This is a genomic window from Amycolatopsis sp. MJM2582, from assembly GCF_000754115.1.
Lineage (GTDB): Bacteria > Actinomycetota > Actinomycetes > Mycobacteriales > Pseudonocardiaceae > Amycolatopsis > Amycolatopsis japonica.
In genome coordinates this window covers 479,521-492,301 of sequence record NZ_JPLW01000003.1, presented here as the reverse complement: position 1 = coordinate 492,301, position 12,781 = coordinate 479,521, and the positions used below count along the sequence as shown (strand labels likewise).

Genomic DNA, 12,781 nt, shown 5'->3' with positions numbered 1-12,781 from the left:
AGAGGAGACAACCGTGAAGTACATGATCATGATGTTCGGGTCGCAGAAGGACCTCGCCGACATCGGGGGCACCTGGAGCGCCGACGAGGTCAAGGCCCTGCACGAGTTCATGGGCAAGTGGAACAACGACCTGGTCGAATCCGGTGAGTTCGTCGACGCGCAGGGCCTCTCCCAGCCGGCGCACGCCCGCCGCGTCTCCTTGCGCGACGGCGCCCCCGTGGTCACGGACGGGCCGTATGCCGAGACGCAGGAGGTCCTGGTCGGGTACACGACCGTCGACTGCGCGAGCTACGACCGCGCGACCGAGATCGCGGCCCAGCTGGCGAACACGCCGCATCCGGAGGGCAGCGACCTCGGCCGCGACTGGTACGTCGACATCCGGCCGTGCGCCGACAGCTTCGAAGAGCTGGAGCTCTAGGTGCCGGACAGCGGCGTCGAAGACCTGCTGCGCGAGCTTTCGCCGCAGGTTCTCGGCGCCGTCGTCCGCCGCTACGGTCACTTCGACCTGGCGGAGGACGCGACCCAGGAGGCGCTTCTCGCCGCCGCGACGCGATGGCCGGCCGAAGGGCGGCCCGACGATCCGCGCGCGTGGCTCATCACCGTCGCCTCACGGCGGCTGACCGATCTGCTCCGCGCCGAACAGGCGCGGCGTCGTCGCGAGGACACCGTCTTCCAGTGGAGGTTGCCGGAAGAGCACGTCACGTCCGCGGACGACACGCTCGTCCTGCTCTTCCTGTGCTGCCACCCGTCTCTCTCGCCCGCGTCGCAGATCGCGCTGACCCTGCGGGCGGTCGGCGGCCTCACGACGGCGGAGATCGCGCGCGCGTTCCTGGTCCCCGAGGCGACGATGACCCGGCGGATCAGCCGCGCGAAGGCGGGTATCAAGGCGAGCGGCGTCCCGTTCGCGCTGCCGACGGGACCGGGACGGCTCGACGCGGTGCTCCACGTGCTGTACCTGATCTTCAACGAGGGTTACGCCACCACGTCCGGCCCCGATCTGGTGCGGAGCGATCTTTCCGCCGAAGCCATCCGGCTGGCGAGGATCGTCCACCGGCTGGTGCCGGACGACGGCGAGGCCACCGGCCTGCTCGCGCTGATGCTGCTCACCGACGCGCGCCGTCCGGCGAGGACGGGGCCGGACGGCGCGCCGATCCCGATGTCCGAACAGGACCGGGGCCGGTGGAACGCCGGGTACGTCGCCGAGGGCATCGCGCTGCTGTCCGAAGCGCTGCCGAACGGGCCGACCGGGCAGTTCCAGATCCAGGCGGCGATCGCCGCCCTGCACGACGAGGCACCGAGCGCCGAGGAGACCGACTGGCCGCAGATCGAGGCGCTGTACGAAGTCCTGCTGCGGCTCTCCGACAATCCCGTGGTGGCGCTCAATCACGCCGTGGCCGTCGGGATGGCCCGCGGGCCGCGAGAAGGGTTGGCGGCGTTGGAAGAACTCGGCGACCGGATCTCCGGCGACCATCGGTTCCACGCCGCCCGCGCGCATCTGCTCGAGATGACCGGGGACACCGCCGAAGCCATCGAGTCCTATGTGGACGCCGCGCGGCTGGCGACCGGCCTGCCACACCAGCGTTATCTCCACGCTCGCGCCGAACGCCTGCGCTGACTCCGTTCGGCACCCGCTCGCGAGCGGGTGCCGAACGGAGTGATTCAGCAGGTGAGCAGAAGTCCGGTGATCGCCGTGCAGGTCGCCGACGCGGTGTCGTTGGCCGCGTTCGGATCGGCGACGGAACTCTGCGTGATCTTCGCGGTCGTCTTGACCGGCCCGATGCTCAACAGCCCCGCGGCCACCGAGAACTTCGCCGTCGCACTGGCTCCGGACGCGAGCGACGAGAAGTCGCAATTGACGACCTTGGTGCCGCTCGGGTTCGAGCAGGCCGGCGAGCCGGTGAAACGCAGCCCGTTGCCGAGGGTCGACACCACCCGGATCCCGGACGCCGCGCCCGGGCCCGCGTTCGTGACCTTGACCGTGTAGTCGATCGACGAGGTCAGGATTCCGCGCGGGGACGCGGTCAGCGAGACCCCGAGATCGGCCGCGGTGGTGCCGCCGGTGATGGTCAGGACGGGACCGTCGAAGGTCTCGAAACTGTAGTTCTCGCCGAGGAACTGGTGCCGCAGGGTCACCGGGCCGAGCGGGGCGGTGTCCTTGATGCGCAGGGTGAACGTCACCTTGCGGCTGTCGCCGGGAGCCACGTCCCCGACGCCGCCGCGAATGCTGACGACATGCGAACTGCAGCTGAGCGCGCCGGGACAGGAGACGACCTCGGCGATCTCGGTGAGCGGGATTTCGGCGGCGTACAGCGTCGCCGCGCCGCCTTCGATCGCCGCGTCGGTGAGGGCGTTGTACAGCGAATGCTCGACGGTGAACGTCTGTCCACGTTGGACGGTAGTCGGGGAGACCACCACCGAACTGGTGGGCGTCTCCGCGTAGGCGGGAGCCGGCACGGCGAGCGCGATCGTGGCCGCGGCGGCTGCAAGAGACAGAAGTGTGGTTCTTCGAAGCTTCATCGGATCTCACATTCCCGGGGTCAGGAGCGTCGCGCCGATCGGAGCGGACAACGATCAGTCGCCCAGGAACGGACATTCGTTACCGGTGTTTCCCGCCAGGTGGCCTGACGCGCTCACCCGCACGGAGTAGCCTCACCGCGGAGCGCGGGGAGCAGGTTCGCCTCCTCGTAGGCGAAGTGCTCCTCAAGTCCACTCACGACCCGGTCGAACTTCTCGCGCACACTGCCGGGATCTCCCTCGCCCTGAAGCAACGCGTCGAGATCGAGCAGCGCGCGGGACACGGTTTCGTGTTCTTGACGCAGCCGCTTCAGCGCCGGCGCGAGCCCGGGATGAGCCTTCTCGATCGCGGTGAAAGCGCCGTCCTCGCGGAGATGGTGCATGCGCAGGTCGTTGCAGAAGGTCACGCAATGGCCGAGCAGTTCGCGCCGCAGGCCCGACCGGTCCGCGACCGGCCCGCCGTCGAGTTCGGCCCGCGCGGCCGCCAAGGTCTTCCTGAGTTCACCGTGATGGACCAGCAGCTGATCGGCGATCGCGCGGCCACGGGCGGCATCGACTTCCAGCAGGTGCAACGCGAACCCGCGTTCCCCGCCGTCGAGGGGCACGGCGCGCGCGGCATGGGGCACCCCGTCGATCTCGAGTGTCGCTTGTGGACTGGCGAGAAGGTCGCGATACCAAGGCGAAGCGTCGTCGGGCGCGTACACCAGATACCGGCTTCCGGACGGACGGCAAGCGACGCGAGTGGTGCGGGGACGCCCCGATTCGGCGTCCGCGGTGGTCATCAGCAACGGAACTCCCCAGGTAGCATCAACGGGAAAGCTATTTTGCTTTGCAAGCAAAGTCTCTTTGTTCGCAAAGGTATCCAGGAGGGTGGCCGGTGTCAACCGAGGACATGGAAGTCGACGACGCCGTGCGGGCCTTGCTGCTGCTCATGCCGCGAATGGTCGGGCGGGCGAAGCGCATCAAGATCCCCGAAGAACTCCAGTCGCTGTCACTGGCGCCGCGGCACCTGTCGCTGTTGTCGTACCTGCTCTTCGACGGACCGATGACGGTGAACGAACTGGCCGAACGGCTCGAGGTCGCCCCGACCACGGTGAGCCTGATGGTCGGCGAACTGAGCAAGAAGAACGTGCTCGACCGGCGTGAGGACGAAGCGGACCGGCGTCGCCGGATCGTCGCCATCACCGAACGGATGCGGCCCGCGATCGACGGCTGGCTCGCGCAGGGTGCCCGCGCCTGGCAGAAGGCGCTCGCGCCGCTGAGCCCGGCCGAGCGCCGGACGTTCATCGACACGTTGCGCGCGTACGAAGACGGACTGACCGACTAGGAGGACCGATGCGCTACCTGCTCATGCTCGGCGGAACCGTCGGCGACGAAGGGCTCGACACGGACATCACCGAACCCTGCCGCGCGTGGTCCGGGGAGCTGACGCGGCGCGGCCTGCGCGTCGAAGGGATGGGCCTGCACCCGCCCGAGTCGGCGACGACCGTCCGCGTCCGGGGAGGCGAGGCACTGCTCACCGACGGTCCCTTCGCCGAGACGAAGGAGCAGATCGGCGGCATCGCCATCCTCGAATGCGAGAGCCGCGAACAAGCCCTCGAAGCGGCGAAGACCCACCCGTGGGCCGCGATCGGAACTATCGAAGTGCGCGAACTGCTTTAGGCGATCCGCACGGTGACCTGATTGTCGGCATAGGTGTAGGCCACGTATTCGAATTCGACACCGGTGCGCTCGACGTATTCCAGCCACGCCCGGTGCTCGTGCCGCTGCCAGCCGGGGTAATTGAAGAACTCGTCGAAGTGCACGATGCTGCCGGACCGCAGACGTGGCCCCACCAGGTCGAGCACGGTTTTCGCCGAGCTGTACAGATCACCGTCCACATGCAGGAAATCGACGACGCCTTCATGCCGCTCGAGAAAGCCGGGAAGCGTTTCGGCGAAAAGGCCGACGACTAGTTCGGCGCCGGGGACGTCCGGCAGATCGTCGCGCGCGAACGAACCGGCGGGCATGCCATTGAGCCAGTTCTCCGGCAGGCCCTGGAACCAGTCGAACCCGTAGGTCTCGACGCCGCCACGGGCCTTGGCGATCACGCGCAGCGTGTTCCCGCTCGCGACGCCGAATTCGAGGGCCATTCCCCCTGACGGGGCAAGGGAAAGCGCGTACGCGAGAGTCTCCTGTGGACGGGCGAAGTGTTTGGTCCCGGTCAGGTGCTCGCGGGCGAACCGGTTGCTGTCGCGGGCCGCGTCCTGATCGCCCGCGTAGATGATGTCGCGACGGCTCCGGATTTCGAACTCGACGATCCGGTCGAAACAGCGGTCCCCCTGCCGGACGATCTCCGCCCGCAATTCCGCGGCGATCCGTTCCAGTTCCGCCGGATAGGGATCATGGAATCGCCGGGCGAGCCGGTGCAGGCCCCGGCCGAACGTTCCGCGGGCCGAACGGCCCAAGGTCTTCAGGGCTGAATGGGGTACCAGGTGACGCATTCCGGGACGATACACCAGCACCGTTCGAGTGAACGGGACCAGAACATCCCGCGCCCGGTTTCGTTGCGGTAACCGAGGGGTCCGCTCCTAGCATCGCGTTCGCCGCCGGTACCCGGGTACCGGCACGAGAAAAGGAGCGCGATGAGCAGCATCGTCATCTTCGGGGCGGGCGGGCGCGGAGGGCGCCGTGCCGTCGCCGAAGCCGTGAGCCGCGGGCACCAGGTCACCGCCGCCGTCCGGGATCCCGGCCGCCACGCGGATCTCGCCGGGGACAACGTCACCCTGATCGCCGCCGACGTCACCGTCGCGGACGACGTCGCGAAGGCCGCCGCCGGACACGACGCCGCGATCAGTTCCGTCTACCGCGCGGACCTCCCGTCACGCGAGTACTACCCGGCCGCCGCGCACGCGCTGATCGACGGCCTCGGGCGCGCCGGGGTCGCGAGACTGGTCGTCGTCGGTATCGGAACGGCGCTGGAGATCGAACCGGGCGTCGCCCTGCACGATCAGCCGGGTGTGCCGCCCGAGCACCGCGAGTTCTCGCTCGGGCACACGGCGGAGCTGGAGGTCTTCCGTACGTCCGGTGGCGAGCTCGACTGGGTGATCGTCGCGCCACCGCCGGTGTTCCTCGACGAACACGCCGAGCGCACGGGCGTGTACCGCAGCGGGGACCACCGGGTGCTGCCGCGCGCGGAGGACGCGAAGCCGTTCTCGTACGCGGATCTCGCGGTCGCGCTGGTCGACGAGGACGAGCGGCCGGCGCATTCGAGGGCGATGGTCGCCGTCGACTACTGACCCAGCTCCGGCAGCCACAGCAGATGCGCGTGAAGGCCCCCTTCCCTCGGCTCAGCCGAGGGAAGGGGGCCTTCACGTAATTCAAGGGGAGCGACTCAGCGCTCCGGCGAGTCCCCGCCGTTCTGCTCGGCCAGGAACCGCTCGAACTGATTGCCCAGCTCCTCGGCGGTCGGCATGTGCTCGACCGACTCCGCGAGCAGGCTTTCCTTGCCCGACGCCTCCATGAACGTGTCGTACTGCTGCTCCAGCGCCCGCACCACGTCGGCGACCTTCTCCGAGCCGGCGACCTGGCGGGCGATCTCGGCCTCCGCCTCGTGCGAGGCCTCCCGCAGCTCCCCGTCCGGCAGGTTCAGCCCGGTCGCCGCGGCGACGGCGCCCAGCAGGTTCAGCGCGGCGCTCGGGTACGTCGAGTCCGCCAGGTAGTGCGGCACGTGCGCCGCGAACCCGGAAGCGTCGTGCCCCCACTCGCCGAAGCGGAACTCCAGCAGCCCGGCGATGCTCCCCGGCACCTGCATCCGGTTGGGCAGCGGGCGGTGTTCGCCGACCAGCTCGTTCCGCGTCGCGTGCGCGGTCACGCCGAGCGGGCGGGTGTGCGGCGCGCCCATCGGGATGCCGTGGAAACCGGTGGTGAGCCGGACGTCCCAGCGCTCGACCAGGCCGCGGACGGCCGCGCAGAACCGCTCCCAGTCGTGGTCCGGTTCCGGCCCGGTGAGCAGCAGGAACGGCACGCCGTCGGCGTCGTGCAGCAGGTGGACGACCAGCTCGGGGGCGTCGTAGGCCTCCCAGTGGTCGATGGAGTAGGTCATCGCCGGGCGCCGCGAGCGGTAGTCGATGAGCCGGTCGACGTCGAACCGCGCGATCACGCGGTGCTCGGAGGAGTTCAGGAGCTGCTCGGCGACGAGTTTGCCCGCCGAGCCCGCGTCCATGAAGCCGTCGAAGTAGTGCAGGAGCACGGCCCCGCCGAGGTCAGGGACGTCCGAGTCCACCTCGTACAGGTCTTCCGGGTCCAGCGCCACCAGATCCTCCAGGTTTCGTGCGTGCAACCGTCTACGGGTGGCAACGCCCCGATAGGGGGTATCCATTCCGCCGGCCGTGGCCGAAATCCTATCGGTCCGTGACAGGTGTCGTGGGCGGTCCGCGTCGAGGTGGTGCAGGGTGGAGGGGTGACGGAAGAGATCCTCGGCCTGCGCCCACCCGCCAATCGGGTGAGCAGGCGCGCCATCGGCTACTGGACGGTGTGGGCCGCGGTCGGCTGGGTGATCCTCGTCGCGGCGCAAGCCGTGTTCGTGTTCACGAGCGACGACGCGCCGATGTGGCTCACGGTGACGCTGACGATCTCGTGCGTGCTCGCACCCCTTCATCTGCTGGTCATGCCGCAGTGGCGGTACCGGATCCACCGCTGGGAGGTCACCGGCGAGGCCGTGTACACGCAGGAAGGCTGGCTCAAACAGGACTGGCGCATCGCGCCGATCTCGCGGATCCAGACCGTCGACATCGAACGCGACCCGGTCGAGCAGCTGTTCCGGCTGGCGAAGATCACCGTGACCACGGCGTCCGCCGCGGGCCCGGTCAAGATCTCCGGTCTCGACCACACCCAGGCGCTCGCGCTGGCCGCGGAACTCACCAGGACCACGCAGGCCACTCCGGGTGACGCGACATGAGCACGGAGGCACCGCCGGACACCGAGGTCGGCCAGTGGCACCGGCTCGACCGGCGGATGCTGTTGATCCGCCCCGTCCTCGACGTCGTCAAATCGCTGCCGGTGCTGATCGGGACGGTGATCCTCGGCCGGGGCAACGGCTGGGAATGGTTCGGGCTGGGCGTCACCGCGCTGACCGTGTTCGTCGGCGTCTCGCATGTGCTCACGTCGCGGTACCGCGTCGCGGACGGCCAGGTGGAATGGACCACGGGGCTGCTGCTGCGCAAACATCGCGCGATCCCGCTGGACCGGATCCGCACGGTCGACGTCACGTCGGAACCGAAGCACCGTTTGTTCTCCCTCAGCGCCGTGCGCATCGGCACCGGACGGCATTCGGTGGCGCAGGGCTCGGGCAACGACCAACTGGTGCTCGACGCCGTCAGCCAGGCCGAGGCGCACCGCCTGCGCACGGTGCTGTTGCACCGCAAGGAGATCTCTCCGGAAGCCGAGGCGGCACCCCCGGAACAGGTCGTGGCGGAGGTCGACCGGAAGTGGGTGCGGTACGCGCCGTTCACGCTGTCCGGCCTCGCCGTGGTGGGCGCGGTGTTCGCCGCGGTCTGGCATTTCGCGCACCAGCTGGACATCGCCCCGGAGAACGTCGGACCGCTGCGGGACCTCCTGGACGATCTGGCGAACACGGCGGTGTGGCTGATCGTGGTCGTCGCGGCGGTCGGCCTGCTCGTGGTCGTCTCGCTGCTGTCCGTCGGCGGCTACGTGCTCTCGTTCTGGAACTTCAAGCTCACCAGGGAATCCGAGGGCACCCTGCACGTCCGGCGCGGGCTGATCACCACGCGTTCGGTGTCCATCGAAGAAGAACGGCTTCGCGGCGTCGAGGTGAAGGAGCCGCTGCCGTTGCGGATCGCGGGCGGGGCGCGGCTCACCGCGATCGCGGGCGGGCTGCGCGAGGGCAAGGGCGGGGACAAGGGCGGCGGGCTCCTGCTGCCGCCCGCGCCCGTCGGCCGGGTCCACGAGGTCGCCGCCGAGGTGCTGCGCGAGAACTTCGACCCGGCCACCGTGCCGCTGAACCGGCATCCGCGACGGGCGCTGACGAGGCGGCTCACCCGCGCGATCGGCGGCGTGCTGCTGCTCGCGGCAGTGCTGTTCGGGCTGGCGTGGATCGATTTCCTGCCGTCGTGGATGTGGCAGGTCGCGCTCGGCCTGGTGCCGTTCGCCGCGCTGGTGGGCTGGGACCGCTACCGCAACCTCGGCCACGCGATCGTCGGCCGGTACCTGGTCAGCCGGTCCGGTTCGCTCGCGCGGGCGACGGTGGCGATCCGGCGTGAGGGAGTCACCGGCATCGTCGTCAGCCGCTCGTTCTTCCAGCGCCGCGCCGGATTGATCACCGTGACGGCCCCGATCGCGGCCGGCAAGGGCGGCTACCAGGTGGTCGACGTCGGCGAATCGGCCGGACTGGCGATGGCGGAGCGGGCCGCGCCCGGTCTGCTCACGCCCTTCCTTCGCCGGGATGCTCAGCGATAGCCGGTGACGTCCGCGGGCAGACCGGGATCCTGGACTTCGACGAGATAGCGCCAGCAGTCGGGCCTGCTGCCGTCGAGGTCGGTGAATCCGTATTCCTTCGCCAATTCGCCACTGGACATCGATTTCCCGTTCCAGCGGGCGACTTCCGCGTCACCGGCCAGCGCCGCGACCGCCCTGCCGACGAACGCGGGGCTTTCAGAAATGGCGAAGTGCGGTTGCACCTTCGTCGCGTCGCGCCAATTCTCTTCCGTCACCCGATAAGCGTCGAGCATCGCTTCGGAACGCAACCAGCCCGGCGTGACGGCCACCGCGGTACCGCCATGCGGTGCCAATTCGTGCCCGAGCGCGAACGCCATCCGGTTCACCGCGGTCTTGGCGAGATCGTAGAAGAACGAAACGCGGTAGTTCTCCGAGTTGTACTCGGTGGTGCCGTCGTTGACCTCGACGACCAGCGCGCCCGGATTCCTGATCATGAGCGGAAGCGCGAAATGACTGGTGATCGCATGCGTGTCGATCGCGAGTCGCAGCGTCCGCAGCCCGACGTCCAAAGTGGACTCCCAGACCGTCTTGTCCCATTCGATGGGCGCGCCGTAGATGTCGTTGACCAGCACGTGCAGCGCGCCCTGTTCGGCGTCGATCCGTTCCACCAGTTCGCGGACCTGGTCCGCCTCCAAATGGTCCACACCGATCGCGATCCCGTGCCCGCCGGCCTCGTCGACGAGCGCCGCCGTCTCCTCGATCGTCTCCGGGCGATTCATTTCCGAGCGCCGGGAACCGGTACTGCGGCCGGTCACGTAAACGGTCGCGCCCGCGGCACCGAGCTGGACCGCTATTCCCCGACCGGCCCCGCGAGTCGCCCCGGCGACCAACGCGATCTTGCCCGTCAATGGCTTTTCCATGGTCCGAACCTAGCAAGAAGTCCGCTTGTTCGTGGACCAAAGTCCCTGGTCGGCAATTCACACAATGTGCTACTTTCTTGACTCTTCGTGATTCTCCGGCGAGAGGTCGAGATGACGCCTGCCGCACGATCCCTGGACACCACCGCCCCGCCGAAACGCACCCCCGGCGCCAGCAGTTCACGCAAGGTATTGCAGCTGCTGCTCTCCTTTTCCGAACGCCGCTGGGACGCGAGCGTCGCCGAACTGGCCGCGAGGATCGGCACCCCGGTCGCCACGACGTACCGCTATGTGGCGCTGCTGAAGGAACTCCAGCTCCTGGAGGAGGGCAAGACGGGGCGCTATCACGTGACGAGCCAGGTGATGCCGCTCGCGCGGGCCGCGCAACTGGCCAACGATCTCGCCCGCCTCGCCCGGCCGTCGATGGAGGAGGCGGCCCGCGACCTCGGCGAGACGGTGCTGCTGTTCCAGCATTTCGGCGACTCCGCGGTCTGCGCGGACCGGGTCGAATGCGAACGCGCGATGCGGTTCACCTTCCAGCCGGGGCATTCCGTCCCGCTCGGCACCGGCGCCTCGGGCAAGATGCTGCTCGCCATGCTGCCGGAGGGCGAACGCGAAAGACGGCTTTCGTCGATCGTCCAGCGCCGCGGCCCGAGCGTCCGGGAAGAGGTCAAACGCGCCGGGGCGAACCGGTATTCGGTGAGCTGGGGCGAACTGGACGACGGCGTCTGGTCGTGTTCGGTGCCGATCCCGAGCACCGGGCACCGGCCCGCGGTGCTCACCTTGGCCGCCCCCGCGACCCGGATCGGCGACGACGCGAAACGGGCCGCCATCGTCGCACTCCAGTCGTACGCGAGCCGGATCCATCGCGCCGTTTCGTCGTTCGCCCTCTGATCACGCGAGTTCGCCCTCCAATCACGCGAGTTCGCCGTTCAATCACGCGAGTTCGCCCTCTGATCACGCGAGTCCCCCTCGCGGTAATTCGCGCGCGGCCGCTCAGCCCGGCGGGTACAACTCGATCCGTGATCCGACTCGCCACTCCCGAAGACCTGCCCGCGCTCCAGGACATCGAACGCGCCGCGGGCGAACCGTTCCGCGCGCTCGGCATGGCCGCGATCGCCGACGACGATCCACCCTCGATCGCGGACCTCACGGCCTTCCAGCGTGACGGCCGGGCCTGGGTCTGGGACGCCGGCGACGGCCCGGTGGCGTACCTGCTCGCCGAGGTCGTCGACGGTCACGGGCATATCGAGCAGGTGTCCGTCCATCCCGATCACGCGCGCCGGGGTCTCGGGCGGCGGCTGATCGAACACGCCGCGGAGTGGGCCTCGCGAGAAGGCCTCGCCGGATTGACGCTGACGACGTACGCCGAGGTGCCGTGGAACGCGCCGTACTACACCAGGCTCGGCTTCACGACACTCGACGAAAAGAGCCTCACGGAGGGCCTTCGGGCCGTCCGCGCCCACGAAATCGCCCGCGGCCTGGACGCGTGGCCTCGGGTGACCATGCGGCGGTGACCACCGCGGCTCATCCGGGCGCGGAGGCGATTTCGCGGGCGACGCGATGCCCGGATTCGGCGGCGCCGTCGACGTAACCCGCCCAGCGCGTGGCGGTTTCGGTGCCCGCCCAGTGCAACGGCCCGACCGGCGCGCGCAAGGCCGGACCGAAACGGGTGAGGGTGCCGGGTGTGGTGAACGCGCCGTAGCAGCCGCGGCTGAACTCCTCCTCCGCCCAGTCACGTTCCAGGTACGCGATCGGCCCCCTGGCCCGTGGCCCGAAATACCCGGCGAGGTCGTCGAGGACCAGGGCACGGCGGTCCGCGGGATCCAGCCGCGCGCCGGCGTCGGCGTGCCGCCCTTCGAGGAAGCCGACGAGCACCGCCGGCGATCCGCCGTGCGGAGTGTTGTCGAACACCGTGCCCAGCGAGCGACGGTCGCTGTTCGCCTGACCGCTCAATCCTTTTTCGCGCCAGAAAGGCTCGTCGTAGACGACGTTGACCTTGATCACCCGTCCCATCGGCATACGCTGGACGAGTTGGTCGCGATCGCCGGGCAGGCCGGGGGTGAACCGCAGGCGCGCCGCGAGCGTCGGTGGCACCGCGACCACGGCGTGGCGGGCGCGGACGGTCGTGGCGCCCGCCCGTACCCGGACTCCCGAACTCTCCCAGTCGATGTCGGTCACCGCCGCGCCGAGGACGACGCGGTCACCGAGTTCGTCGGCGAGCGCGAGCGCGATGCGCTGCGTACCGCCGACGACCCGGTCCTGCTGTGCGCCGCCCGCCGTGTCGATCATCGAGTCCAGCCCGCCTCCGGCGCCGAGATAGCAGGCCACCCACAACGCGGAAAGATCCTCGGGCTCGGCGGAGAACAACGCCTCGGTGATCACCCGGAAGAACGACCGTCCCGCCGAGGTGCGGGCGGTCCGCCGCAGCCAGGTCGCCAGGGTCTGGCCGTCCAGTTCCGCTGCCCGCTTCGCCAGCCACGGCTCCGCCGTCGGCACCTGTCGCGCCAGGCGGTCCAGCCGTAGCTGAGTCTGGCCGATGTCGGCCAGTGCCACGGGTCCCAGGCGCGGGATCCGGCCCGTGTACTCGGCCCGGCGCCCGGCGAACTCGGCGATGCGCCTGCCCGTGTCATACGTGGGATAGGTGCTCAGTCCCAGCTCGCCGATCAGCGCGAGCACCTCGTGCTGCCCCGGCCCCACCCACTGGCCGCCCACCTCGATGGGGCCGCCGCCGGGGAGCTCGTCGTTCAGCAGCCTGCCGCCCACTCGGTCACGCGCCTCCAGCACCAGCACCTCGGCCCCGGTCCGGGCGAGATCACGTGCGGCGACCAGGCCCGCGATCCCCGCTCCGACCACCACGACATCCACCGACCGCTCCATCGCCACCACCTTCATACAACGTGTATCTGACATTC

15 protein-coding genes are annotated in these 12,781 nt (G+C 69.5%); 9 read left to right on the top strand and 6 right to left on the bottom strand.

Annotated features, from left to right (window positions below):
* Positions 1-22: 22 nt before the first annotated feature.
* The gene (locus ED92_RS21045) at positions 23-418 is read left to right on the top strand and encodes a YciI family protein (RefSeq protein WP_235213365.1); all 396 of its coding nucleotides are present in this window, start codon (positions 23-25) and stop codon (positions 416-418) included.
* Positions 419-1,615 carry an RNA polymerase sigma factor gene (locus ED92_RS21040; RefSeq protein ID WP_037341271.1) on the top strand — a complete coding sequence of 399 codons (1,197 nt, stop codon included), beginning with the start codon at positions 419-421 and terminating at the stop codon, positions 1,613-1,615. It begins immediately after the preceding gene.
* A gap of 44 nt (positions 1,616-1,659) precedes the next feature.
* On the opposite strand, the gene ED92_RS21035 is transcribed toward ED92_RS21040, so the two are convergent.
* Complete coding sequence (locus ED92_RS21035; protein WP_052120775.1) at positions 1,660-2,517, bottom strand: DUF11 domain-containing protein; 858 nt, start codon at positions 2,515-2,517, stop codon at positions 1,660-1,662.
* A 113-nt stretch (positions 2,518-2,630) separates the two neighbouring features.
* Positions 2,631-3,296, bottom strand: coding sequence for a nitroreductase/quinone reductase family protein (locus tag ED92_RS21030; protein ID WP_037341269.1), 666 nt, complete (start codon positions 3,294-3,296; stop codon positions 2,631-2,633).
* Positions 3,297-3,406: 110 nt separating this feature from the next.
* Here ED92_RS21030 and ED92_RS21025 point away from each other — a divergent pair, with 110 nt between their 5' ends.
* On the top strand, positions 3,407-3,841 hold the full coding sequence (locus ED92_RS21025) for a MarR family winged helix-turn-helix transcriptional regulator (protein WP_037341267.1): 435 nt from the start codon (positions 3,407-3,409) through the stop codon (positions 3,839-3,841).
* Positions 3,842-3,849: 8 nt separating this feature from the next.
* Complete coding sequence (locus ED92_RS21020; protein WP_037341264.1) at positions 3,850-4,176, top strand: YciI family protein; 327 nt, start codon at positions 3,850-3,852, stop codon at positions 4,174-4,176.
* Here the strand turns inward: ED92_RS21020 and ED92_RS21015 are convergent.
* Positions 4,173-4,997: a class I SAM-dependent methyltransferase gene (locus tag ED92_RS21015; protein ID WP_235213340.1), complete on the bottom strand. Its 825-nt coding sequence runs from the start codon at positions 4,995-4,997 to the stop codon at positions 4,173-4,175. The two genes, ED92_RS21020 and ED92_RS21015, sit on opposite strands and share 4 nt — an antisense overlap.
* Positions 4,998-5,138: 141 nt before the next feature.
* On the opposite strand from ED92_RS21015, the gene ED92_RS21010 reads away from it, so the two are divergent.
* The gene (locus ED92_RS21010) at positions 5,139-5,792 is read left to right on the top strand and encodes an NAD(P)-dependent oxidoreductase (RefSeq protein ID WP_081975874.1); all 654 of its coding nucleotides are present in this window, start codon (positions 5,139-5,141) and stop codon (positions 5,790-5,792) included.
* Positions 5,793-5,887: 95 nt separating this feature from the next.
* On the opposite strand, the gene ED92_RS21005 is transcribed toward ED92_RS21010, so the two are convergent.
* Entirely contained in the window at positions 5,888-6,808 is a 921-nt protein-coding gene (locus ED92_RS21005) for a proteasome assembly chaperone family protein (protein ID WP_037341262.1), read from the bottom strand.
* 105 nt (positions 6,809-6,913) lie between these two features.
* On the opposite strand from ED92_RS21005, the gene ED92_RS21000 reads away from it, so the two are divergent.
* Positions 6,914-7,453 (top strand): PH domain-containing protein, encoded by a 540-nt coding sequence (locus ED92_RS21000; protein WP_037341260.1) that lies wholly within the window; start codon positions 6,914-6,916, stop codon positions 7,451-7,453.
* Positions 7,450-8,970 carry a PH domain-containing protein gene (locus tag ED92_RS20995; protein ID WP_037341258.1) on the top strand — a complete coding sequence of 507 codons (1,521 nt, stop codon included), beginning with the start codon at positions 7,450-7,452 and terminating at the stop codon, positions 8,968-8,970. Before ED92_RS21000 ends, ED92_RS20995 begins: the two co-directional genes overlap by 4 nt.
* Here ED92_RS20995 and ED92_RS20990 read toward each other — a convergent pair.
* Positions 8,961-9,869, bottom strand: coding sequence for an SDR family oxidoreductase (locus ED92_RS20990; protein ID WP_037341256.1), 909 nt, complete (start codon positions 9,867-9,869; stop codon positions 8,961-8,963). The two genes, ED92_RS20995 and ED92_RS20990, sit on opposite strands and share 10 nt — an antisense overlap.
* Positions 9,870-9,980: 111 nt before the next feature.
* Here ED92_RS20990 and ED92_RS20985 point away from each other — a divergent pair, with 111 nt between their 5' ends.
* Together ED92_RS20985 and ED92_RS20980 are read left to right on the top strand one after the other, a co-directional pair.
* Positions 9,981-10,760, top strand: coding sequence for an IclR family transcriptional regulator (locus ED92_RS20985; RefSeq protein WP_037341254.1), 780 nt, complete (start codon positions 9,981-9,983; stop codon positions 10,758-10,760).
* 128 nt (positions 10,761-10,888) lie between these two features.
* Entirely contained in the window at positions 10,889-11,383 is a 495-nt protein-coding gene (locus tag ED92_RS20980) for a GNAT family N-acetyltransferase (protein ID WP_037341252.1), read from the top strand.
* A gap of 10 nt (positions 11,384-11,393) precedes the next feature.
* On the opposite strand, the gene ED92_RS20975 is transcribed toward ED92_RS20980, so the two are convergent.
* The gene (locus ED92_RS20975) at positions 11,394-12,746 is read right to left on the bottom strand and encodes a flavin monoamine oxidase family protein (protein WP_037342490.1); all 1,353 of its coding nucleotides are present in this window, start codon (positions 12,744-12,746) and stop codon (positions 11,394-11,396) included.
* Between the last annotated feature and the right edge of the window lie 35 nt (positions 12,747-12,781).